This window comes from Jiella sonneratiae, assembly GCF_017353515.1.
GTDB lineage: Bacteria > Pseudomonadota > Alphaproteobacteria > Rhizobiales > Rhizobiaceae > Jiella > Jiella sonneratiae.
In genome coordinates this window covers 59,744-82,806 of sequence record NZ_JAFMPY010000005.1, presented here as the reverse complement: position 1 = coordinate 82,806, position 23,063 = coordinate 59,744, and the positions used below count along the sequence as shown (strand labels likewise).

The following is a 23,063-nucleotide window of genomic DNA, read 5'->3' as shown; positions in this document are numbered from 1 at the left end:
CGGGCATGAAACGCACATCGATCGGCGCCACGGGACTTTCGGTCACCGAGATCTGCTTCGGCACCTCGGCCCTCGGCGACATGCCGGAAACCTACGGCTACGCGGTCGACGAGGAGCGGGCGCTCGCCACCGTCAACGCGATCCTCGACGGTCCGGCGAACTTCCTCGACACGTCCCGGATCTACGGTTTCGGGCGCAGCGAGGAACGGATCGGCCGCGTCATCCGCGAGCGCGGCGGCCTGCCGGAGGGCTTCGTCCTGTCGACCAAGCTCGACCGCGACTTCGAGACGGGGCGCTTCGACGCGGACCGGGTCCGCCGCTCCTTCGAGGAGAGCCTGACGGCGCTCGGCCTCGACCGCATCCCGATGCTGCATCTCCACGATCCAGAATATGCGTCCGACCTTTCCGAAATCACCCGCGAGGGCGGCGCCTTCGACGCGTTGTTCCGGCTGAAGGAGGAGGGGCTGGTCCAGGCCGTCGGCCTCGCCATGGGCCGGCTCGACCTGATGTTTCCGCTGCTGCGCGAGCGGCCCTTCGACGCGCTGATCTCCCACAACCGCTTCACCCTTCTCAACCGCTCGGCCGCGCCGATGTTCGACTACGCGCATGAGAAGGGCATCGCGATCCTCAACGCCGCACCCTATGCCGGCGGCGTCCTCGCCAAGGGCAGCGCGGTGACGCGCAAGGTCACCTATCAGGAAGCCGGCGAGGCGGAACTCGAGCCGGTGCGCCGGGTCGAACAGGCCGCGTCGCGGCTCGGCGTCGCGCCGGGCGCGGCGGCGCTGCAGTTCTCGATGCGCGATCCGCGCGTCGCCTCGACCATCGTCGGCGTCTCCAGGCCCGAGCGGGTCGCAGAGACCCTGGAATGGGCGGGCGCCACGCTTCCCGACGCCCTGTGGCAGGCGCTGGCCGATCTGCCCTTTGCGACCGACGACCCGGAGGCGAACCGCCAGTACCGGCCCGGCTGAGACGGCGCCGCAACTGGCGCACGGAACTTGCCGGACGGAGGATTTTTTGCCGCGACGCTCAGCGGTTGCCGCCTGTGCTCCCTGCCATGGCGGGGCCTTCCGGCGCATCCGCGACGGTGAAGCGGATCGTCCCGCAAAGCCGCTCTCCCGGCGCCAGGGTCTTCAGGCCGTTGTCCGCGGTGTCGCCGCGGTTCACCGCGTCGACCATATGGCTCACCGGCTCGACGGCAAAGAAGCTCCGCTCGTCGGCCCGGAACACGACGAGCTTCGAAAACACCGGATCGGCGGAAATACTGATCAGTATGTTACGCTCCGGATAGACGATCTCGGCCGTCCCGCCCCAGCCTTCGAAGCAGTGGTCGACCGCCGAAACGTCGTCCACGGGGCGCAGTGCGCGACAGTCCCAGCCGACAGGAACGGCGCTGCGTCCGGTCGGCAGCAGTCGCGCGTCGCTCTGCCAGACCCTCTCGGCGGCAAAGCTGAGATGCGCTCCCGCCCGGTCGAAATAGGGGTGGAGGCCGAAGCCCGCGGGCATCGGCCGCCCGTCGCGGTTCTCGACGACGAGGGTCACGGAGAGCGTCGCCAGGCCGAGGGAAAAATGCTGTTCGCCGCGATAGGCAAACGGCCATTCCGCGGCCCGGGCCGGGCTCTCGGCGGGATCGTGGTCGAGCGTCAGCGTCACGAAATCGGCTCTTGCGGCGGCGACCTCCCAGGCGCGCTGCCAGCCGTTGCCGTGGAGGCTGTGCGGGCTGTCGCCGAAATTGCGCGCCAGGCGGAAGGCCTCGCCGCCGAAGCGGAAGGACGCATCGGCGATGCGGTTGGAATAGGGGATCATCGCATAGGAGCCGCAGAGCCCCGCCCGCCGGTCGGCGAGCGCCGCGGCCGGCGTCTCCCGCAGGAGCGGCACGCCGGCCCGGGAAAAGCCGGCGATGGCGCCGCCGACCGCCGGCGCGATGCGGACGGCCAGATCGCCGGCGGCAAGCTCCACGAGAACGGACGGATTGCTCGCCGCCGCCATCGTCAGTAGCCCGGCCCCTCGGTCGCCGCATCGCCGGGGCCGGCGCCGACCGTCGCGGCGCCGTCCTGGCGCAGGGTCGCCAGCCAGTCGCGCGCCCGGCCGGTCATCATCGCGACGTCGGAGGCGACGGCGCAGAAGTCGTAGCCATAGGCGCGGAACCGGCCGACCATCTCCGGATTGCCGCCGACGATGCCGACCGGCTTGCCGGCGTCCTTCGCCATGCGCGCCGCAGCTTCGATCGCCGCCTGCACGTCCTGATGGCCGATGTCGCCGATATGGCCCATCGCGGCGGCGAGGTCGCCCGGCCCGACGAACAGCGCGTCGACCCCCGGAACCGCCGCGATCTCGGCGAGACGTTCGATCGCGCCGGGCGTCTCGAGCTGCAGGATCACGCAGGTGCGGTCGTTGGCGGTCTTCAGATAGGCCGCGTCGGCGCCGAAGCGCGAGGCGCGGTGGACGGCGGCGACGCCCCTGACGCCCATGGGCGGATATTTCGCGAAGGCAACGGCGCGCCGCGCTTCCTCGGCGGTCTCGACGAAGGGGATCATGATCGTCTCGGCCCCGGCGTCGAGCGCCTTCTTGACCAGAACCTGGTCGTTCCAGGCGAGGCGCACCAGCGGGGCGGCCGGCGTCGCGGCGACGGCCCTCAGGATATGAGCGAGATCGGCGGTGTCGATCGGCACGTGCTCGGCGTCGACCACCAGGAAATCGAAGCCGGCATGGCCGAGGGCCTCGGCGGTGGCGGGCGCCGCCGCCATCAGCCAGGTGCCGAGCGGCGTCGGCCGTGTGTTGCCGGCGGCGAACCAGCGCTTGAAGGGGTTGTCGCTCATCTCTGCCGTCCTTCAGAAGATCTCGGGCTCGGGCACGGCGCTCGTGCCTTCGAGGAAGTCGAAGTCGCAGCCGCGGTCGGCCTGCGAGACGTGGCGCTGGTATAGGGCCGCGAAGGAGCGCTCGTAGCGCTGCGGCGGCGGCCGCCAGGCGGCGCGCCGGCGGGCGATCTCGGCGGCGTCCACCTCCATGTCGAGCCGGCCGGCCGCAACGTCGAGGCTGACGACGTCGCCGGTCCGAAGCAGCGCCAGCGGGCCGCCGACCGCCGCCTCCGGCGCGACGTGGAGGATGCAGGTGCCGTAATGGGTGCCGCTCATCCGGGCGTCGGAAATCCGCACCATGTCGGTGACGCCCTGCTTCAGTAGCGCCTTGGGGATCGGCAGGTTGCCCCATTCCGGCATGCCCGGCGCGCCGACCGGCCCGCCATTGCGCAGGACGAGCACGGTGTCGGCGTCGATGCCGAGCGCCGGATCGTCGATCCCCCGCCGCATCGCCTCGGGTTCGTCGAAGACGACGGCACGGCCGCGGTGCTTCAGGAGACGGTCGCTGGCGGCCGAGGACTTCATCACCGCCCCGTCGGGGGCGAGATTGCCGGTCAGGAGCTGCAGCGTGCGGCCGCGCTCCAGCGGCACCACCGGGTCGTCGAGGTCGCGGATGACGTCGTCGGCATAGCAGTCGGCGCCGGCGATCGCCTCGCCCAGCGTGCGGCCCTCGACGGTGCGGGCATCGAGCGCGAGGTGCGGCGTCAGCTTGCGCATCAGCGCCGGCAGGCCGCCGGCGAACCAGAAATCCTCCATCAGGTGCCCACCGGAGGGAAAGAGGTCGGCGAGCACCGGGATCTTCGCCGCTGCGGCCGCCATGTCGGAAAGGGTCAGGGGAATGCCCGCCCGCCCGGCCATGGCGATCAGGTGGATCGCCGCATTGGTCGAGCCGCCGAGCGCCATGTAGACGGCGAGCCCGTTGTCGAAGCTCTGGCGCGTCAAGAGGTCGGAGGGCTTGAGGTCTTCCCAGACCATCTCGACGATGCGCGTGCCGCAGGCGGACGCCATGCGCGGATGGGCGGAGTCCGCGGCGGGAATCGACGAGGCGCCGGTGAGCGACATTCCCATGGCGTCGGCGATCGACGTCATGGTCGAGGCGGTGCCCATGGTGTTGCAGGTGCCGATCGAGCGGGTCATGCGGCTTTCGAGATCCACCCAGTCGGCATCGCTGATGCGCCCGGCGCGCAGTTCGTCCCAGTATTTCTTGGTGTGGGTGCCGGCGCCCGTGGTCACCCCCCGCCACCTGCCCGTCGACATCGGCCCGGCCGGGCAGAAGATCGCCGGGATGTCCATCGAAATCGCGCCCATCAGAAGGGCGGGGGTGGACTTGTCGCAGCCGCCGAGCAACACCGCGCCGTCGATCGGGTGCGAGCGCAGCACCTCCTCCGCCTCCATGGCGAGGAAGTTGCGGTAGAGCATCGTCGTCGGCTTCACCATGACCTCGCCGACCGAGAGCACCGGAAGCTCGACCGGATAGCCGCCGCCCTGCCAGACGCCGCGCTTCACCGCCTCGGCGCGGTCGCGCAGATGCGCGTGGCAGGGGCTCATCTCCGACCAGGTATTGAGGATGGCGATCACCGGCTTTCCGAGGAACTCCTCGCGCCTCAGGCCCATCTGCTGCGAGCGCTGGCGATGGGCGAAGCCACGGATGTCGTTCGAGGCGTACCAGCGCTGCGAGCGCAGCTCGGCGAGCGGGCGTCGTCTGGTCTCGGTCATGTCGCGGTCCTCCCGGCCGACCGGAGCGGCCGCGCCCGGCGCGAGTCGATCCGTCCCGCCGAGGTAAGGCGCGCGGACCTTCCGGGTCAATGCGCGCCGGGCGCACGGCAGGGCGATCGCTCGACTGCAAGCGCCGTCGGCAACGCTTCGATCTCCCCACTTGCGGGGGAGATGGGTGGCAACCCAGAGGGGGGTGCGGCGCCATCGTTCAAAGGTCCGGCGCCATGATACCCCCCTCTGCCTGCCGGCATCTCCCCCACAAGGGGGGAGATCAGGCCAATCGCCCTGCTCTGCGCCTGCCTTCAGGCGATGCTCTCCCCCGCCGCGGCCGCTCGCCGGCTGCGCAACGAGCGCCTTGCCGGCCGAAGCCTGCGCACCACCATCGTCGCCGGACTTTCCGAAAGCATCGGCCCGAAGATCGCGATCGATTTTCGGGAAAGCGCGATGCGCAGACACTCGAGCCGCGACGGCGTCCCCCACGCGTCCCTCACGCGTCCCTCGAGGGACCGGGCGGCGGAGCGAAGGAGCATCGACCATGGAAATCAAACGCATCGGCGAGACGCCCTCGGGCGAGGGCCCGGCGGACTATTTCACCGGCCGGGTCCGCCTCGACCCGCTCTACAGCGCGCCGGAGCCCGCCCGTGTGGCGATGGCCCGCGTCACCTTCGAGCCCGGCGCCCGCACGGCGTGGCACACCCATCCGCTCGGCCAGACGCTGATCGTCACCGAGGGCTGCGGCTGGGTGCGCCGCGAGGGGGGCGCCAAGGAGATTATCCGCCCCGGCGACGTCGTCTGGTTCGGACCCGGCGAACGGCACTGGCACGGGGCGACGGCAACGACCGGAATGACCCACATCGCCGTCCAGGAGCGCCAGGACGGCAGCCCGGTGGACTGGCTGGAACAGGTCTCGGACGAGGACTACGCGGCCGACTGACGGCGAGAGGCATCGGACACGAGGCCCGGTGCCGGATCCGGGTTTCTGCGAGACCTCTGGGCGCCGCGTCGAATGCCTGGGTGCGTTCGGCGCAGCGGGCGGGCGCTGCGTCGCCCTTCGACGCTGCGATGACATGCGGACGCCGGCGGGCGCCGCCCGGGGCGGCCGCCGCGACGGCGCGGCGTCGGCGTCAGCCGCCGCTGCGCGACAGGGCGCTCGCCACCGCCAGCTCGACCTGGCCGGCGAGCTGGCGGCTCGCCTCCTCGCGGGCGTTCTTCAGCGAGCGCTGGCTCTGGTAGAGCTGGATCGTCTGGTCGTAGGGAACAGTCGCCGAGCGTTCGCCGGAGGTGACGACGGCATGGTCGCCGAGCCGGACGAGCTTGTAGGTCGCGGTCTCGACGTAGATCACCGAGCGCGACACGCCCTCGCTGCCGACGATGGTGCCGCGCGCCTTTCCCGAGACCGAAAGCTGCAGCTCGTAGAGCGGCGCGGCGACGGGCCGGCCGCGGTTCAGCCGGAACGACAGCTCGTTGCGCACCAGCTGGTCGGTGCGGGTGTCGGCCTCGGTGATGAGGATGCGGCCGGCATAAGGCAGCCGGGCCGCCTCGCCGCCGATGTCGGTTCCGCCGACGCCGTTGGTGCCGTAGAGCGGGCCGGCGGTGCAGCCGGCGAGGATCGACACGAGGATCGCCGCAGCGAGGTGGCCACGGCGCGGCACCGGGGCGCCCAGCCTTGCGCGCGGCGCGCGCCCGGCGCGGTCAGACAACGACATTGACGATTCTCCCCGGCACCACCACCAGGCGTTTCGGCGCCTGGCCGGCAAGCGCCGCGCTCACGAAGTCGAGCGCCAGCACCGCCCTCTCGATCTCAGCTTTGCCGGCGTCGACCGGGACGGTCAAGTCGCCGCGCTTCTTGCCGTTGATCTGGACGGGCAGTGTGACCTGATCGTCGGCGAGGAGGCTCGCATCGACGGCCGGCCAGGGCGCCGCGGCGGCGAGCCCGGCCTCGCCGATCACCTCCCAGAGGCTCTCGGCAAGATGCGGCATCATCGGCGCGACGATGCGGGCGAGCATCGACAGCGCCTCGCGGGCCGCGGCGCGCGCCCCGGCATCGGCCGGATCGAGCCTGCCGAAGGCTGCCGCGAGCTGGTTGACCAGCTCGTGCACCCGGGCGATCGCCTTGTTGAAGGCGAGCCGCTCGATGTCGTCGGAGACGCCGGCGACGGTGCGGTGCACCGCCTTGCGGATGTCGAGCGCCGGGCCTCCGGTCGCTTCGGCGGCGCCGTCCGCGGCCGGGCCGAGCTTCGGCGCCGTCTCGGTGAACAGCCGCCACAGCCGCTGCACGAACCGGTGGGCGCCCTCGACGCCGGCCTCCGACCAGATCACGTCGCGGTCGGGCGGGGAGTCCGACAGGACGAACCAGCGGGCGGTGTCGGCGCCGTAGGAGGCGATGATGTCGTCGGGATCGACGACGTTCTTCTTCGACTTCGACATCTTTTCGATGCCGCCGATCTGAAGCGGCGCATCGGTGGAGATGCGGGTGGCGACGCGCCGGCCGTCGGCCTCGACGATCCGGACGTCGGCAGGCGCCACCCATTCGCGGCCGTCGCGATAGGTCTCGTGGACGACCATGCCCTGCGTGAACAGGCCCTTGAACGGCTCGTCGAGGTCGAGATGCCCGCATTCGCGCATCGCCCTGACGAAGAAGCGGGAATAGAGCAGATGCAGGATCGCGTGCTCGATGCCGCCGATATACTGGTCGACCGGCATCCAGGCGTTCGCCGCCTGCGGATCGGTCGGTTCCTCGGCCCGCGGGGCGGTGAAGCGCACGAAGTACCAGGAGGAATCGACGAAGGTATCCATCGTGTCGGTTTCACGTGAAGCCTCGCCGCCGCATTGCGGGCAGGTCGCGCTGCGCCAGGTCGGATGCCGGTCGAGCGGGTTGCCGGGCTTTTCGAAGTCGATGTCGTCGGGCAGCCTGACGGGCAGGTTCTCGCGCCGTTCCGGCACGACGCCGCAGGCGTCGCAATGGAGCACCGGGATCGGGCAGCCCCAGTAGCGCTGGCGCGAGACGCCCCAGTCGCGCAGGCGGTAGTTCACCTTGCGCGCCGCCTGGGGCTTGCCGAACAGCTCCGTGGCTTCGAGCTTCGCGGCGACCGCCTCGAAGGCTTCCGCCGGCGTCTTGCCGTCGAGAAACTTTGAATTGTAGATCGTGCCATCGTCGGTATAGGCCTCGTCGCCGACCGAGAAGGCCACCGGGTCCTCGTGCGGCGGCAGCACCACCGGCTTGACGGGAAGCCCGTATTTGCGGGCGAAGTCGAGGTCGCGCTGGTCGTGGGCCGGGCAGCCGAAGACGGCGCCGGTGCCGTATTCCATCAGCACGAAATTCGCGACATAGACCGGCACCCGCCAGGTCGCGTCGAGCGGATGCACCGCCTCGATCGACGTACGATAGCCCTTCTTCTCGGCGGTCTCGATCGCTTCCGCCGAGATGCCGCCATGCCGCGTCTCGGCGATGAAGGCCTTCAGCGCCTCGTCGCCTTCGGCCGCCTTCTGCGCCAGCGGATGGTCGGGCGCGACGGCGATGAAGGAAGCGCCGTAGAGCGTGTCCGGCCGGGTGGTGAACACCGTCACCTCGCGCTCGTTTGCGGGCGCCGTCTCGGGGGCCAGCGCCCAGCGCAGCATCAGCCCTTCCGAGCGGCCGATCCAGTTGCGCTGCATCAGCCGGACCTTCTCCGGCCATTGCGGCAGCCGGTCGAGGGCGCTCGCGAGATCGTCGGCGAAGTCGGTGATCTTGAAGAACCACTGGACGAGTTCGCGGCTCTCCACCTCGGCGCCCGAGCGCCAGCCCTTGCCGTCGATCACCTGCTCGTTGGCGAGCACCGTCATGTCGACGGGATCCCAGTTCACCTTCGACTTCTTGCGATAGGCGAGACCCTTCTCCAGCATGTCGAGGAAGAGCATCTGCTGGCGGTGGTAGTATTCGACGTCGCAGGTGGCGAATTCTCTGGACCAGTCGAGCGACAGACCCATCGATTTGAGCTGCTTGCGCATCGTGTCGATGTTCTCGTAGGTCCATTTCGCCGGATGCACCCTGTTCTGCATCGCGGCGTTCTCGGCCGGCATGCCGAAGGCGTCCCAGCCCATGGGGTGGAGAACGTTGAAGCCCCTGGCCCGCTTGTAGCGGGCGATCACGTCGCCGAGCGCGTAGTTCCGCACGTGGCCCATGTGGATGCGCCCCGACGGATAGGGGAACATCTCGAGGACGTAGTATTTCTCGCCCGCAGCGTCGGTCCTCGTCTCGAAGAGCCGCGCATCGGCCCAGGCGGTCTGCCATTTCGGCTCGGCGGTGCGGGGATTGTAGCGTTCGGTGGTCATGGTCGGGATGATTGCCGCTGTGGGGCCTGGGAGGCAGCCGTTCAAATCGCTCGCCGTTCAACACGGCTTCCACGAGGGCGTCAACTGGAGGTCCCCTGCCGGTCGCATCGTCGTCGTCATGCCGGGAGCCACGCGACGAACTATCGGCCCGATCTCCTTGCTGGATCCTCGCGTCGTCGCTACCTTGTCCGCATGGTCTCGGATTTCGAGTGGGACGACGACAAGGACGCTCGCAACCGGGCCAAGCATCGCATGAGCTTCCGACTTGCCCGCCGGGTGTTTCTGGACCAGGGGCGTGTCACCCGACGCGACGTCCGCAAGGACTACGGCGAAGATCGCTTCGTCACGACGGGCTTCATCGATGGCCGGCTCGTCGTCGTCGTCTATACCTTGCGCGGCGACGCGATCCGCATCATTTCCGCCCGCATCGCCAGTTCCCGTGAGAGAAGCCGACATGGCCTTGATCCGAACGACACTTGACCTCGTCGACCCGCCCGAACTCTCGCCCGAAGAGCGCGATGAGCTGAAGCGTCTGGATGCGATGCGGGACGAGGACATCGACTTTGGCGACATTCCCGAGTTCGACGCCTCGTTCTGGGCCTCTGACGACGCCGCTCCGCCTGCGGACAACTCGCCTCGACCACAGAGCGGGCCGGCTTCCTACACGTTCGAAGTCTACGAGGACCGGAGCGGCGAGTATCGCGTCCGTTTCATGTTCAACAGCGAGGTCGTCTTCTCGACGACCAGCTACCGGACGAAGTCCGACGCCCACCGGGGCATCGAGACGATCAAACGCCACATGGCCGAAGCCGGAACGATTGGGATCGATTAGTGAAAGCGTCAACCACCGTTGCGGATCAGTACCAAGCCGTCCTTGACGCCATCGCCAAAGCCGCCGCCGGCGTTGGCCGGCCAACGGATGCCGTTACCCTCGTCGCCGTCTCCAAGACCCACGGCGAGGAGGCGATCCTGCCGGTGATCGAGGCCGGACAGCGGGTGTTCGGCGAGAACAAGGTGCAGGAAGCGAAGGCCAAGTGGCCCGCCTTGCGCGAGCGCTTTCCTGACATCGAGCTGCGCCTGATCGGGCCGCTGCAGTCGAACAAGGCGGCGGAGGCGGTGGCGCTGTTCGACGTGATCGAAAGCGTCGACCGCGAGAAGATCGCGCGGGAGCTGGCCAAGGAGATGGAGAAGCAGGGCAGGAGCCCGCGGCTCTACGTCCAGGTCAACACCGGCGAGGAGCCGCAGAAGGCCGGGATCATGCCGACGGAGGCCGTCGCCTTCGTGAAGCGCTGCCAAACCGAGCACGGCCTTGCGATCGAGGGACTGATGTGCATCCCGCCGGCGGACGAAAATCCCGGTCCGCACTTCGCGCTTTTGAAGAAGCTGGCCGGCGAAGCCGGTCTCGAAAAGCTCTCCATGGGCATGTCCGGCGACTTCGAGACCGCCGTCGAGATGGGCGCGACCTCGGTGCGCGTCGGCTCGGCGATCTTCGGCGCCCGCGACTACGGCTGACGGTCGGAAGCGGCCTCGGTCGGCGTCGCTTCCGCCGCCTGGCGCCGCCGATGCCGCCAGTAGAGCACTGCCGCGGCGACGAGGGCGAGGCCGATCACCACGTCGGCGACGTGGAAGGCGGTCTTCAGCGCCGGGCTGTCGTTCCAGTGGTCGCCGAGGAGCTTGCCGATCCAGGCGAGCCCGAGGCACCAGATGAACGAGCCGACGAAGGTGTAGACGTGGAACTTCGTCTGGTTCATGTGCGCCATGCCGGCCGGCAGGGCGATGAAGGTGCGCACCACCGGCAGCATGCGGGAGATGAAGGTGGCCGAGGGGCCGTAGCGGGCGAAGAACCGCTCCGCCAGACCCAGTTCGCGCGGGCCGAAGATGGAATGGCGGCTCCACTTCTCGACCAGCCTGCGGCCGCCCCGCGCGCCGACCGCATAGGCCGCCCATGAGCCGAGATTGCAGCCGATCGCCCCGGCGAGCGCCACCGCCCAGAGATCGAACCGTCCCGTCGAGGCGAGATAGCCGGCGAATGGCATGACAATCTCCGAAGGGATCGGCAGGCAGGCCGATTCCAGCGCCATCAAAAGCACGATCCCCGGCAGGCCGAGGCCTGAGATGACGGCGAGGATCCAGGACGAGACGGTGGCGAGGATTGACGACATGGGCGGCCTTCGACGGTGATCTCGCCCGGCTAACGCACGGGCAGCGCGAAGGGTAGCAGCCGCCGCTATACGATTTGGTATAGTGGAGAGGGCGCCGCGCGGCGCGGCGCCCGACCGGGCCGCTACCAGCTGTAGCGCAGCGTCCCGCGCACCGTGCGGCCGTCATTGTAGTATTCCGTGCCGTTGTAGGTATCGACCTGGGCGACGTGCCGGGCATCGAAGATGTTGGTGGCGTTGACCTGGAAGGTCGCCTTATCGTTGATCTTGTAGGTCAGCGCGGCGTCGACGGTGGTGCGGGCGTCGAGGTCGATGGTGTTGGCGTTGTCGGCATAGGTCGGCCCGAAATAGCGCACGCCCGCCCCGAGCGTCAGGTCGCCGATCACGCCCTCGCCGGGGATCGTGTAGTCGGCCCAGAGCGAAGCGATGTGTTCGGGCACGAGCTGCGGCCGTTTGCCGGCATTGCCGTCGAGGCCGTCCTCGAGGATCTCGGCGTCCCAGTAGGAATAGGCCGCCGTCAGGTCGAAGCGGTCGGTCATCGCCACCTTCGCCTCGAACTCGGCGCCGCGCACCCGCACCTTGCCGACCTGGGCCTGCGTGGTCGCGGTGACGTAATAGGGCACGTTGGTCTGGGTGATGTCGAACAGCGCCAGGGTGAAGAGGCCGTCGAAGCCGTCCGGCCGGTACTTCGTCCCGACCTCGTACTGGCGCCCCTCCTGCGGCTTGGGATCGCCGACGATGGTCGAGCGGTCGGCACCGAGCGGGTCGAAGCTCTCCGAATAGTTGCCGTAGACCGAGATCTGCGGCGTCGCCTTCCAGGTCAGCCCGAAGCGCTTGGTGAAGGCCTCGTCGGTGGCGTCGTAGGCGAGGTCGTAGTCCGGATAGCCGCTGTCGGTCTCGACATGGTCGAAGCGGCCGCCGGCGGTGAGGATCCAGCGATCGTCGAGGGTCAGTTCCTCCTGCAGGTAGAGGCCGGTCGCCGCCTGCTCGTTGTTCCACGTGTAGCCGGGGGGCAGGGTGATGCAGGAGAGGCCGCAATAGTCGGGATCGTAGGGGTCGATGCCGGTCGCCGACCCGAAGACGCGGTATTCGCTCGTCTTGTCGTGAGTGTAGTCGAGGCCGACGAGCGTGCGGCTGTCGAACCGGCCGAAGCTCGCGTCGTATTGCAGCTGGTTGTCGATGGCGAAGCGCTCGTCGTCGCCATAGACGGCCCAGGCGCTGCGCGGATCGGCGGGATCGGTGGTGCCGCCATAGACGGATTCGTAGGTCAGATCGAAGGTCGAATAGCGGGCGCTCTGGCGAAATTCGAGGCCGTTGCCGAAATCGTGGCTGAACAGCCAGCCGACGTTCTTCTCCTCGGTGTCCATGGCGTTGAAGTCCGGCTCGCCGAGGAACAGGTCCGGGTCGAGGCCCGAGCCGAGGGGAATGCCGTGCGAGGTGTTGCCCTTGCGCTTGTTGTAGTCGGCAAGCAGCGTCAGGCTGGTCGACGCGTCGGGGCTCCAGGTGATCGCCGGTGCGAGATAGACCCGGTCGTCGCGGGTGAAGTCCGCGCCGTTGTCGCCGTCCTGCCACTTGGCGGTGATCCGGTAGGACCAGTCGCCGGTCGCCGTCAGCGGGCCGCCGACGTCGGTCCCGGTCTCGATGTGGCCGTCGCCGAAGGTGGTGTAGACTTCCCCGAAGGCATAGTCGGTCGGCCGCTTGGTGATGGCGTTGACGAGGCCGCCGGGGGCGTTGAGGCCGAACAGCGTCGAGGTCGAGCCTTTGAGCACCTCGATGCGCTGGAAGGCGTAGGGTTCGAGCCGCGTCCCGGTGAAGCCGAAGATCCGCTGCGGCAGGCCGTCACGATAGGTGCCGTTGCCGGTCTGGTAGAAGCCGCGGATCAGGTAGAAGTCGTAGCGGTCGTCGGCGCCGTAGATGTCGGTCGAGACGCCGGCGGTGTAGGCAAGCACTTCGTCGAGATCGTTGGTGTCGCGCTCGCGCATCTCCTTCTCGGTCACCACCGAGACCGCCGCCGGCACGTCGAGGACGGGCGTGTCGGTCTTGGTGCCGACCGCCGTGTCGGTGGCGACGATCGTCGCGTCGGGGCCGACGGCACTCGCGCCCTCGCCGGAGATGGTGACGGTGTCGAGGACGATCGCCGCGCCGTCGTCCGCCGCATCCTCGGCACGGGCGGCGACGGGGTGGACGAGGCAGAGCGCCGTTCCGCAGCACAGCACCGTGCGCCAGCGCGCTTCGCGAACCCGCACCTCGATGTTCACCGGTCTTCTCGCGTTCCGGAACGGCCCCACCGGCCCCTTTTCGACGGTCATCGTCTGCCCCTCTCTCTGCGTCATTGCGGCGTTGCCCGCCCCGGCCCGCCCCGCCCGTCCGCGAGACGGTGCCCGAACCACGCCCTCTTTCGTGCGATAACTTGACCGATTTCATCAGGTATTGAAGAATCCGACGGGCTGGAAGGAATCGCCGCCGCACCGATCACACCCAAACCATGCTGTGGCGGATCGGACACAGTGTGTCGGCCGGGCGGTCCCGCAGCCGTGGAGGGCGGTTGCATCGGTCCTCCGCCGCGCCGGCGCCATTGACTCGCAAGCCAAAGATGATGATGCCAGTCATGTTTTGGCTCGCCTTCGCAGGCCGACGGGCGGCATCCGAGCCGGTCGCCGCGCACAGGGGGACGAGGGTCGGTGGCATCATGGCTCGGGGAGTGCGAAAGGTTGAGCTTCACCCACTCCATGCACAGCCGGACCGAGGGCATCCGGCCGCTCGCGCCGGTGACATGGCGCAATCTCGACGGGATCGCCGGCGTCTTCTGGACGGCGGAGGGCGAGAAGCGGGCGAGGGGCTACTACGTCTCGCCGGACCCGCGCATCGTCGTCTTCTTCAACGACGTCTCGTCGCATATCCGGACGTGCGGCGCGCCGGACCGGCCGCGCGCGGCCTCTCGCCCGATGCGCCGGGTCACCTTTGTTCCCGCCGGCATGCCGCTATGGACCGAGTTTGCGGCCGGCCACCGCTTTTCCCATCTCGACCTGCATCTCAACCGCGACCGGATGCTGCGGTTTCTGGCACCGGCCCTCGGAGGCTCGGCGGCACAGGCGGCGCTGCGCCGTCCGGTCGAGGCGCAAGACGTCGCCGCCATCGAGACTCTGGCGAAGCTGCTGGTCAGGGAACTCCGCGAGCCGGTCCGGCACGGCGTCCATGCCGAGTGCCTGGCCGGAAGCATCGTCACCGCGCTCCTCGACCTTCCGGCCGAGCCCGAGGAAGCCGAAACGGCGGGCGGGCCGCTGACCAAGGCGCAGATGGGCCGCCTCGCCGCCCGCATCGAGGCGAAGGGCGACCGCCGCCTCACCGTCGCCGAGATGGCCGCGACGGTCGGCCTGTCGGAGAGCTGGTTCACCGCACGCTTCAAGCGCACCACCGGCCAGACGCCGCTGCAGTGGCAGCTCGCCCATCGGGTGGCGGCGGCCAAGCAGCTGCTGCTCGAGGGCGAGCCGACGGTGGCAGCCGTCGCCTCGCAGCTCGGCTTCGCCGACCAGGCCCACTTCACCAGGGTGTTCCGCCAGATCGCCGGCGAGACGCCCGCCGCCTGGCGGCGCCTGCGGCAGGGCGCGGACGGCCTTTCCCGCAGCTGATCCCGGCGACGATCCGGGCCGCTCCCGCAACGCCCCCGGGCCGCGGCGCTCGTCGCGACGGCCGGCGGCCGGCATCGGGTCGCGACCACCGGCTTTTCGGCCTGTCGGGCCGCCCCGCCGGCGCCATATCGCCGCAGACGGGGGCCGGCGCATCGGACCATCTTGACCCGGGGGCGGCGTGACGGACGACAACGAGAGCGAGCTGACCAAGAAGGCGACGATCGTCACCTCGGTCGTCCTCGCCATGACGGCGACGGTGGCGCTGGCCTGGGCGGCGGCCGGCGCGCTTCTCCTCATCTTCGGGGGCCTGCTGCTGGCCGCGATCATCGCCGCGCTCGCACGGCCGCTGCAGTGGCTCGGCGTCAGGCGGGGACTGGCCTTCGCGATCGTCGTCGTCTTCCTGTTCGTCGCGATCGGCGGCGGGCTGTTCTATGGCGGGGTGACGCTGATCAGCCAGTTCAACGAACTCTGGCACCAGCTGCGCGAGCAGCTCCAATCGCTGGCCAAGACCCTGGCGGACATGGGGATCGAGGAGGGCGGCGGCGGCGGCTCGGGCCAGGACAAGCAGATCGGCCTCGACACGCTGTTTCCCAATCCGTCGGGCATTTTCTCCTCGGCCTCGCAGGCGATGTTCTCCGTGCTCGGCACGCTCGGCAACGTCTTCATCATCGTCTTCGTCGCGATCTTCCTCGTCGCCCAGCCGGAGCTCTACCGCCGCGGCTTCGTCAGCCTGTTTCCGCCGTCGAAGCGCGCCCGCGTCGACCAGACCCTCGGCGACGCGACCGAGGAGCTGGTCCTGTGGGTCTGCGGCACCGGCATCTCGATGGCGATCGTCTTCGTCGTCACCTGGATCGGCCTGATGGTCGTCGGCATGCCGAGCGCGTTTCTCCTGGCGCTGCAGGCCGGTCTGCTCGCCTTCATCCCGACCCTCGGCCCCTTCATCGCCGGCATCCCGATCGTCCTCGTCGGCCTGTCGGAATCCGTGACCATGGCGCTGCTCGGCCTCGGCGTTTACGTCCTCGTCCAGACCGTCGAAAGCAATCTCGCCCAGCCCGTCGCGCAGCGCTACACCAGCTCGCTGCCGCCGGTTCTGACGCTCGGCGCCCAGGCGATCTTCGGCGTCCTGTTCGGCACGCTCGGCATCGCGCTCGCCGTGCCGCTGATCGCCGTCATCATGGTTTTCGTGCGCGAGCTCTACGTCAACGACACGCTCGGCGGCCCGCATGGCGGGAGCCTGGACTAGGAGCGCTGCGGGCAGAAGCTGCCGGCCGAGGGGAGGGGAAGGCCACCCAAGGCTGTCGACTTTTCGCCGCCGCGCGGCATTCGGCAACGATGCGGCGGGTGCGGCGTTGCCTCAAAAAGGGCGGCCGCTTTGAACGGCGCCCGCAGCCTTTCTCGCCAACCCTCGTCAGGACCTTTCCATGAACCTCGCCGCCGCGGCCAATCCGATCCCCTGCCTCATCGCCGCCGTCCTCGCCTTCGGCTTCGGCTTCTTCTGGCATAGAACGTTCGAAAGGCGCTGGATGACGGCGCCGGGCTATGCCGCCAGGCCGGCGCTGAAGCTCGCCCCGCTCGTCGTCGTCTTCATCGCCTATTTCGTCGTCGCCGAGATGCTCTCCGGCCTCACCGCCCATATCGGCGGCATCACCCTCGCCAACGCCTTCGTCAACGCCCTCCTCGTCTGGGCGGGCTTCGTCCTCGCGACGATGGTCGTCGACCACTCCTTCGAAGCGCGGCCGCGCAAGCTGACCCTGGTCAATGCCGGCCACTGGCTCGGCGTCTTCGTCATCATGGCGGTGGTGATCGGCCTTTCCGGCTGAGGCGGCGCGGCGTCAGTCCCGCCGCGGCGAAAGTCTAACGCCGCGTCACCTAGACCTTTGCCGCGATCTCGCCCTAAGGTCCCGCCGGAGGAGATTGCCGCGAAGTCGGCACGTGCAGGGACCGGGAGGAAACGATGACCACCATCGCCGTCAAGGACGAGTGGAAGAACCGCGCCAAGATCGACAACGACACCTATCTCGCCTGGTACGAGAAGAGCGTGTCCGATCCGGAGGGCTTCTGGAAGGAGCACGGCCGGCGCATCGACTGGATCAGGCCGTACGGCCGGGTCAAGAACACCTCCTTCGCGCCCGGCAACGTCGACATCCGCTGGTTCGAGGACGGGACGCTGAACGTTTCGGCCAACTGCATCGACCGGCATCTCGACAAGCGCGGCGATCAGGTGGCGATCCTCTGGGAGGGGGACGATCCGAAGGATTCGCGGGCGATCACCTATCGCGAGCTGTCCGAGGAGGTCTGCCGCATGGCGAACGTCCTCAAGGAGCGCGGCGTGAAGAAGGGCGACCGCGTCACAATCTATATGCCGATGATCCCCGAGGCGGCCTATGCGATGCTGGCCTCGGCGCGCATCGGCGCGATCCATTCCGTGGTGTTCGGCGGCTTCTCGCCGGACGCGCTGGCCGGGCGGCTGGAAGGCGCGCAGTCGAGCGTCCTCATCACCGCCGACGAGGGGCTGCGCGGCGGCCGCAAGGTGCCGCTGAAGAAGAACGCCGACAAGGCCTGCGACATCGCCAAGAAAGCCGGCCAGACCGTCGAGACCGTCCTCGTCGTCCGGCGCACCGGCGGCGAGGTCGCCTTTCAGGACGGCCGCGACGTCTGGTGGCACGAGGCGAAGGCCGCCGTTCCGGCCGCGTGCGCGCCGGAGGAGATGAACGCCGAGGACCCGCTGTTCATCCTCTACACCTCGGGCTCGACCGGCAAGCCGAAGGGCGTCGTCCACACCTCGGGCGGCTATCTCGTCTATGCCTCGATGACCCACGAATACGTCTTCGACTGGCACGAGGGCGACGTCTACTGGTGCACCGCCGACGTCGGCTGGGTGACCGGCCACAGCTACATCGTCTACGGCCCGCTCGCCAACGGCGCGACGACGCTGATGTTCGAGGGCGTGCCGAACTATCCGGACGCCGGCCGCATGTGGGAGGTCGTCGACAAGCACAAGGTCAACATCTTCTACACCGCGCCGACGGCGATCCGCGCGCTGATGGGCGCCGGCGACGACAAGGTCACGCGGGCTTCACGTGAAACGCTGAAGGTTCTGGGTTCGGTCGGCGAACCGATCAATCCGGAGGCCTGGAACTGGTATTACAAGGTTGTCGGCGAGGAGCGCTGCCCGATCGTCGACACCTGGTGGCAGACCGAGACCGGCGGCATCCTGATCACGCCGCTGCCCGGCGCCACGGCTCTCAAGCCCGGCTCGGCGACGCGCCCCTTTTTCGGCGTCAAGCCTCAGCTCGTCGACAACGAGGGCGGGGTGCTGGAGGGTGCGACCGAGGGCAATCTCTGCATCACCGATTCCTGGCCGGGCCAGATGCGCACCGTCTACGGCGACCACGAGCGCTTCGAGCAGACCTATTTCTCGACCTGCCAGAACAAGTACTTCACCGGCGACGGCGCCAAGCGCGATGACGACGGCTACTGGTGGATCACCGGCCGCGTCGACGACGTCATCAACGTGTCGGGCCACCGCATGGGCACGGCGGAGGTGGAGTCGGCGCTGGTCTCGCATCCGAAGGTCTCGGAAGCGGCGGTGGTCGGCTATCCGCACGACATGAAGGGCCAGGGCATCTACTGCTACGTCACCCTCATGGAGGGCGAGGAGGGCTCCGACGAGTTGCGCAAGGAGCTCGTCGCCCATGTCCGCAACGAGATCGGGCCGATCGCCTCGCCCGACAAGATCCAGTTCGCGCCGGGCCTGCCGAAGACCCGCTCCGGCAAGATCATGCGGCGGATCCTCAGAAAGATCGCCGAGGACGACTTCGGCTCGCTCGGCGACACCTCGACGCTCGCCGACCCGGCCGTCGTCGACGACCTGATCGACAACCGGCAGAACAAGAAGGGCTGAGGCGCTCCCCGGCCGTCGAATCGGCCATCGACGCAGGCATCGAAGCGGGCGGCGCCGCAAGGCGGCCGCCGCCCCGACGAGCGGGCCGGCGTCAGACCCGGCGGGCCGCGGCCACCGCGGCCTCGCCGAGGATCAGCGCGCCGGCGCCGCCGATGATGCCTGCGGCGACGCGGTTCAGCCGGCGCAGCGCCGCGGGCCGGGTCATCAGGCTGCGGGCCCGGGCCGCGACGAAGGCGTAAGGGGAGAGGACCGCGAAGAGGACGAGGACCGTCAGCGGCGCGAGCAGCATCCATTGGCCCAAGGTGACGGCGTGAAGGTCGAGCACCGTCGGCAGCAGGGCGAGATAGAAGACGATGGTCTTCGGATTGCCGAGGGTGATGGTGTAGCCGGCGAGGAAGGCCCGCGAGGCGCTGCGCGTCTTCGCCGCCCGAAGGTCGGCGAGCCCGCCCCGGTGCCTCCAGAAGACGACGCCGAGATAGACCAGATAGGCCCCGCCGAGGATCTTCACGACGATGAGCGCCTCGGCGAAGATCTCCGCCAGCGCCGCGAGGCCCGCCACCGCGACGGTCAGATAGGTGAGGTCGCCGAGAGCGATGCCGGCGAGGAAGAACAGCGCCGCGCGCAGGCCGTTGCCGAGCGACTGGCCGACGAGGCCCGCCACTCCCGGCCCCGGAATGAAGGCGGCGATGCCGAGCGCCGCGGCATAGGCGAGATAGGGCGTGATCGCATGCATGGCCGTCTCGATATTCCGACAAACGGTGGCGCCAGTCGCCGCCGTCGCTTCCATAGCCGAAGCGGCGGCCCCGCGCAGCCCGAAATCCGCAGGGTCGGCGGCATCGCGCGGGTCTCTGCGCGGCGGCGCGGCGGCTCCCACTTGAGGGGCGGCGAGCGGTGTTCGCCCGCCGGCGGCCGGAAGGGGCCGATTTCCGTTTGCGGCCCTGCGCCCTAGCTGCGGTTTCGGCGGGGCCACCGCCGCGTCGCGGGCGCGAGCGGCGCGAGCCCCGGAAAGAAGATCCAGGCCGGAGCGGAAGATGAGCAACCAGCTCGGCGATGCCGTCAGCCCCTATCTCCTGCAGCACAGGGACAATCCCGTCGACTGGCGGGAGTGGTCTCCCGCCGCGCTCGCCGAGGCGAAGGCCCGCGACTGCCCGATCCTCCTGTCGGTCGGCTATGCCGCCTGCCACTGGTGCCACGTGATGGCCCATGAGAGCTTCGAGGACGCGGACGTCGCGGCGGTGATGAACCGGCTGTTCGTCAACGTGAAGGTCGACCGCGAGGAGCGGCCGGACGTCGACCACCTCTACATGACGGCGCTGCACGCCCTCGGCGAACAGGGCGGCTGGCCGATGACCATGTTCCTGACGCCGGAGGGGCGGCCGTTCTTCGGCGGGACCTATTTCCCCAAGGCGCCGCGCTACGGCCGGCCGGGCTTCGTGCAGGTGATGGAGGCGATCGCCCGGGCCTGGGCGGAGCGGCGGGACGAGATCGAGACGAGCGCCGGAACCATCGCCGACCACATCCGGAACGCGGTGGGCGAGGCGGCCCCGGCCGGAGCGGCGGCCGGGCTCGAGCCCCTCGACCTTGCCGCCGCGGCCGGCCGCATCGCTTCGATGCTCGATCCGGCGCGCGGCGGCATGAAGGGCGCGCCGAAATTTCCCAACGCGCCCTTCATGGAGATCGTCGCCCGCTCGGCCTTCGAGACCGGCGACGAGGCCCGGCTCGGCGGCTTCCTGCGGACCACGCAGGCGCTCTCCTCCGGCGGCATCTACGACCATCTCGGCGGCGGGCTGCACCGCTATTCCACCGACGAGCGCTGGCTGGTGCCGCATTTCGAGAAGATGCTCTACGACAACGCCCAGTTCCTGCGGCACCTGACCTGGGCGTTCCGGGCGACGGGCGACGACCTCTACCGCCGGCGGGTCGACGAGACGGTCGGCTGGCTCGAACGCGAGATGCGGCTCGACGGCGGCGGCTTTTCCGCCTCGCTCGATGCCGACAGCCTCGACGCCGACGGCCATCCGGAGGAAGGCGCCTTCTACGTCTGGCGCGAGACGGAGGTCGACGCCCTGCTCGGCCCGGCGGCACCGGCGTTCAAGCGCGCCTACGACGTGACCGCAGCCGGCAACTGGGAGGGCAGGTCGATCCTCCATCGCCTGCATCCGGGCGCCCGCAGCGACGACGGGGATTTTGCCGCCGAGAAGGCGACGCTCCTCGCGGCGCGGGAAGACCGGGCCCGCCCCGGCCGCGACGACAAGGTGCTCGCCGACTGGAACGGCCTTGCGATCCGGGCGCTCTGCGACGTCCACCATGCCTTCGGCGACTACCGGGCGCTCGCCATGGCCGAGAAGGCCTTCGACTTCGTCCTGACGCAGATGGTGACGGACGGCCGGCTGCGGCATGCCGCCCGCGACGGGCGGACCGCGGGCCTCGCCCTCGCCTCGGATTTCGGTGCGCTGCTTTCGGCGGCGGCCGCGCTCTTCGCCGCGACGGACAAGCCGGCCCATCTCGACCGCGGCCAGTGGCTGGCCGACGAGCTGGAACGCTGGCACGGCGACGGCGAGGGCGGCCACACGCTGAACGCAGTCGATTCCGCCGACGTGCTCTTTCGCCTGCGCGGCGACCAGGACGAGGCGGTGCCGAGCGCCACCTCGCTGGTCGTCGAGGGCCTGGCGAGCTTCGGCCAGGCGAGCGGACGGATCGCCGCCACCGAGGCGGCGGAGCGGGCGGCAGAGCGGGCCGCCGCGCGGATCGGCGATCGCGCCGCCGGCCATCCGGGGATCGTCGCCGCGGCCCGCCGGCTGCAGCGCGGGGCGGAACTCGCGGTGTTCGGCACGGCCGGCGACCCTGCCTTCGAGGCCCTGCGCGCGGCGGCGATCGCCAGCGTCGATCTCGACCGGCTCGACTTCTTCGCCGCTTCGCCGAACGTGCTGCCGGCCGAGCTGTCGATCGCCGCGACCGAACCGGCCCGGCTGCCGGCGGCGTTTCTCTGCGAGGGAAGGGTCTGCCGCGCACCGGTGTACGAGCCGGAGGCGCTTCTCGACCTCCTGCGCCGCGGCGGGTGAAAAACCTCAGGAGCCGACGATCCGGCCGATGACCGGCGCTGCGGGCCTAACGCCCCCGTCCGCCAGCCGGTAGGCGGCGCGGACGCGCCGGGCGGCGCGCTCGAAGCCCGCCTCGTCGCGGGCATGGACCATCGCCAGCGGCTCGCCGGGCGCACGAGCGCAGCCGATTTCGGCAAGACCCGTCAACCCGACCGCGTGGTCGATCGCATCCTCCGGCAGCCGCCGGCCGCCGCCGAGTTCGACCACCGCCAGCCCGAGGGCCTTCGCGTCGACGGCGGCGACCGTGCCGGCCGCATCGACGGTGACGGGGCGAAGGAGCGGGGCGTGGGGAAGATGCGCATCCATCCGCTCGACGAAATCGGCCGGACCGCCAAGGCTCGTGACCATCTTGGCGAAGCGCTCGGTGGCGGCGCCGCCCTCCAGCGCCCGCCGCGCCATCGCCTCGCCGGCGGCCGTGTCCGCGGCGAGCCCCGACAGCGCCAGCGCCTCTCCGGCGAGCGCCAGCGTCACCTTTTCCAGCCGATGGTCGCGGCGAACGCCGGTGAGGAAGGCGACGGCGTTCGCGACCTCGACGGCGTTCCCCGCCGCGGACGCCAGCGCCTGATCCATGCGGGTGATCAGCGCGGCGGTCTTCAGCCCGGCGCCCTCGGCGACGCCGACGAGGTTTTCGGCAAGGTCGCGGGCCGCCGCCTCCCCGGCCATGAAGGCGCCGGAGCCGGTCTTGACGTCGAGGACGAGGGCGTCGAGCCCTTCGGCGAGCTTCTTCGACAGGATCGAGGCGACGATCAGCGGCACCGATTCCACCGTCGCCGTCACGTCGCGCACCCGGTAGAACCGCCCGTCGGCCGGGGCGAGCCGCGCCGTCTGGCCGACGATCGCGCAGCCGGCGTCCCCGACCGTCCGCCGGAAGGTCGGGCCATCGGGCACGATTGTGTAGCCGGGGATCGATTCCAGCTTGTCGAGGGTGCCGCCGGTGTGGCCGAGGCCGCGGCCGGAGATCATCGGCACCGCCGCCCCGCAGGCGGCAAGGATCGGCGCCAGCATCAGCGAGACGTTGTCGCCGATGCCGCCGGTCGAGTGCTTGTCGACGACCGGCCGGCCGAGATCCGGCCACTGCATCACCTCGCCGGAATCGCGCATCGCCCCGGTCAGCGCGACGGTCTCGGCCCGCGTCAGGCCGCGGAAGATCACCGCCATGGCGAAGGCGGCGATCTGGGCGTCGGAGATGGTGTCGTTCGAAAAACCGGCGACGAAGGCCTCGATCTCTTCCTCCGAAAGCGTCCGGCCGTCGCGCTTTGCCGCGATGATCTCCTGGGGGAGCATCAGCGATGCGCCCGCGGCGGCTTCGGGGAACTGAGCCGGTTGGTGCCCCGGCAGACCTCCCTGCGTCCTGCCGTTCGCCGTGACGAGCTCGGCGGATGGTGGCG

At 69.8% G+C, this 23,063-nt stretch carries 18 protein-coding genes and 1 pseudogene; 10 read left to right on the top strand and 9 right to left on the bottom strand.

The window, feature by feature from the left end:
• Positions 1-5 precede the first annotated feature (5 nt).
• Entirely contained in the window at positions 6-968 is a 963-nt protein-coding gene (locus J1C47_RS06270; RefSeq protein WP_207349886.1) for an aldo/keto reductase, read from the top strand.
• 58 nt (positions 969-1,026) lie between these two features.
• Here J1C47_RS06270 and J1C47_RS06265 read toward each other — a convergent pair whose 3' ends face one another.
• From J1C47_RS06265 to araD, 3 genes are read right to left on the bottom strand one after another with little or no spacing between them, the layout of a single operon-like run.
• Positions 1,027-1,986: an aldose 1-epimerase gene (locus tag J1C47_RS06265; protein ID WP_207349885.1), complete on the bottom strand. Its 960-nt coding sequence runs from the start codon at positions 1,984-1,986 to the stop codon at positions 1,027-1,029.
• A 2-nt stretch (positions 1,987-1,988) separates the two neighbouring features.
• Complete coding sequence (locus tag J1C47_RS06260) at positions 1,989-2,816, bottom strand: HpcH/HpaI aldolase family protein (RefSeq protein ID WP_207349884.1); 828 nt, start codon at positions 2,814-2,816, stop codon at positions 1,989-1,991.
• Positions 2,817-2,828: 12 nt separating this feature from the next.
• Entirely contained in the window at positions 2,829-4,571 is a 1,743-nt protein-coding gene (gene araD, locus J1C47_RS06255; RefSeq protein ID WP_207349883.1) for an L-arabinonate dehydratase, read from the bottom strand.
• Between the two features lie 535 nt (positions 4,572-5,106).
• Here araD and J1C47_RS06250 point away from each other — a divergent pair.
• Positions 5,107-5,505 (top strand): (R)-mandelonitrile lyase, encoded by a 399-nt coding sequence (locus J1C47_RS06250; protein WP_207349882.1) that lies wholly within the window; start codon positions 5,107-5,109, stop codon positions 5,503-5,505.
• A gap of 190 nt (positions 5,506-5,695) precedes the next feature.
• Here the strand turns inward: J1C47_RS06250 and J1C47_RS06245 are convergent, their stop codons facing one another.
• Both J1C47_RS06245 and leuS read right to left on the bottom strand, forming a co-directional pair.
• On the bottom strand, positions 5,696-6,277 hold the full coding sequence (locus tag J1C47_RS06245; RefSeq protein ID WP_207349881.1) for a hypothetical protein: 582 nt from the start codon (positions 6,275-6,277) through the stop codon (positions 5,696-5,698).
• Positions 6,264-8,882, bottom strand: coding sequence for a leucine--tRNA ligase (gene leuS / locus J1C47_RS06240; RefSeq protein ID WP_207349880.1), 2,619 nt, complete (start codon positions 8,880-8,882; stop codon positions 6,264-6,266). Before leuS ends, J1C47_RS06245 begins: the two co-directional genes overlap by 14 nt.
• 192 nt (positions 8,883-9,074) lie before the next feature.
• On the opposite strand from leuS, the gene J1C47_RS06235 reads away from it, so the two are divergent.
• The 3 genes and pseudogenes from J1C47_RS06235 to J1C47_RS06225 all read left to right on the top strand — a co-directional run bounded on the left by J1C47_RS06235 (position 9,075) and on the right by J1C47_RS06225 (position 10,394).
• Positions 9,075-9,362: a BrnT family toxin gene (locus tag J1C47_RS06235; RefSeq protein WP_207349879.1), complete on the top strand. Its 288-nt coding sequence runs from the start codon at positions 9,075-9,077 to the stop codon at positions 9,360-9,362.
• Between the two features lie 178 nt (positions 9,363-9,540).
• Positions 9,541-9,714: pseudogene (locus J1C47_RS23635) on the top strand (YegP family protein); the annotation flags it as partial.
• On the top strand, positions 9,714-10,394 hold the full coding sequence (locus J1C47_RS06225) for a YggS family pyridoxal phosphate-dependent enzyme (protein ID WP_207349878.1): 681 nt from the start codon (positions 9,714-9,716) through the stop codon (positions 10,392-10,394). The pseudogene J1C47_RS23635 and the gene J1C47_RS06225, both read left to right, overlap by 1 nt.
• Here the strand turns inward: J1C47_RS06225 and J1C47_RS06220 are convergent.
• Positions 10,385-11,044 (bottom strand): DedA family protein, encoded by a 660-nt coding sequence (locus tag J1C47_RS06220; RefSeq protein WP_207349877.1) that lies wholly within the window; start codon positions 11,042-11,044, stop codon positions 10,385-10,387. The two genes, J1C47_RS06225 and J1C47_RS06220, sit on opposite strands and share 10 nt — an antisense overlap.
• 122 nt (positions 11,045-11,166) lie before the next feature.
• The gene (locus tag J1C47_RS06215; RefSeq protein ID WP_207349876.1) at positions 11,167-13,350 is read right to left on the bottom strand and encodes a TonB-dependent siderophore receptor; all 2,184 of its coding nucleotides are present in this window, start codon (positions 13,348-13,350) and stop codon (positions 11,167-11,169) included.
• A gap of 402 nt (positions 13,351-13,752) precedes the next feature.
• Between J1C47_RS06215 and J1C47_RS06210 the strand changes: the two genes are divergently transcribed.
• The 4 genes from J1C47_RS06210 (at position 13,753) to acs (ending at position 18,574) form a co-directional block, all read left to right on the top strand.
• Positions 13,753-14,670: a helix-turn-helix domain-containing protein gene (locus tag J1C47_RS06210; RefSeq protein WP_207349875.1), complete on the top strand. Its 918-nt coding sequence runs from the start codon at positions 13,753-13,755 to the stop codon at positions 14,668-14,670.
• A gap of 178 nt (positions 14,671-14,848) precedes the next feature.
• The gene (locus J1C47_RS06205) at positions 14,849-15,913 is read left to right on the top strand and encodes an AI-2E family transporter (protein WP_207349874.1); all 1,065 of its coding nucleotides are present in this window, start codon (positions 14,849-14,851) and stop codon (positions 15,911-15,913) included.
• A 178-nt stretch (positions 15,914-16,091) separates the two neighbouring features.
• Complete coding sequence (locus J1C47_RS06200) at positions 16,092-16,490, top strand: DUF1761 domain-containing protein (RefSeq protein ID WP_207349873.1); 399 nt, start codon at positions 16,092-16,094, stop codon at positions 16,488-16,490.
• A 134-nt stretch (positions 16,491-16,624) separates the two neighbouring features.
• Positions 16,625-18,574 carry an acetate--CoA ligase gene (acs, locus tag J1C47_RS06195; protein WP_207349872.1) on the top strand — a complete coding sequence of 650 codons (1,950 nt, stop codon included), beginning with the start codon at positions 16,625-16,627 and terminating at the stop codon, positions 18,572-18,574.
• Positions 18,575-18,665: 91 nt separating this feature from the next.
• Here the strand turns inward: acs and J1C47_RS06190 are convergent, their stop codons facing one another.
• Positions 18,666-19,307 (bottom strand): LysE family translocator, encoded by a 642-nt coding sequence (locus tag J1C47_RS06190; RefSeq protein WP_207349871.1) that lies wholly within the window; start codon positions 19,305-19,307, stop codon positions 18,666-18,668.
• A 298-nt stretch (positions 19,308-19,605) separates the two neighbouring features.
• Here J1C47_RS06190 and J1C47_RS06185 point away from each other — a divergent pair, with 298 nt between their 5' ends.
• On the top strand, positions 19,606-21,636 hold the full coding sequence (locus tag J1C47_RS06185; protein ID WP_207349870.1) for a thioredoxin domain-containing protein: 2,031 nt from the start codon (positions 19,606-19,608) through the stop codon (positions 21,634-21,636).
• A 6-nt stretch (positions 21,637-21,642) separates the two neighbouring features.
• On the opposite strand, the gene deoA is transcribed toward J1C47_RS06185, so the two are convergent.
• Positions 21,643-22,959, bottom strand: a complete 1,317-nt coding sequence (gene deoA / locus J1C47_RS06180) for a thymidine phosphorylase (RefSeq protein ID WP_207349869.1) — start codon at positions 22,957-22,959, stop codon at positions 21,643-21,645.
• Positions 22,960-23,063: the final 104 nt, after the last annotated feature.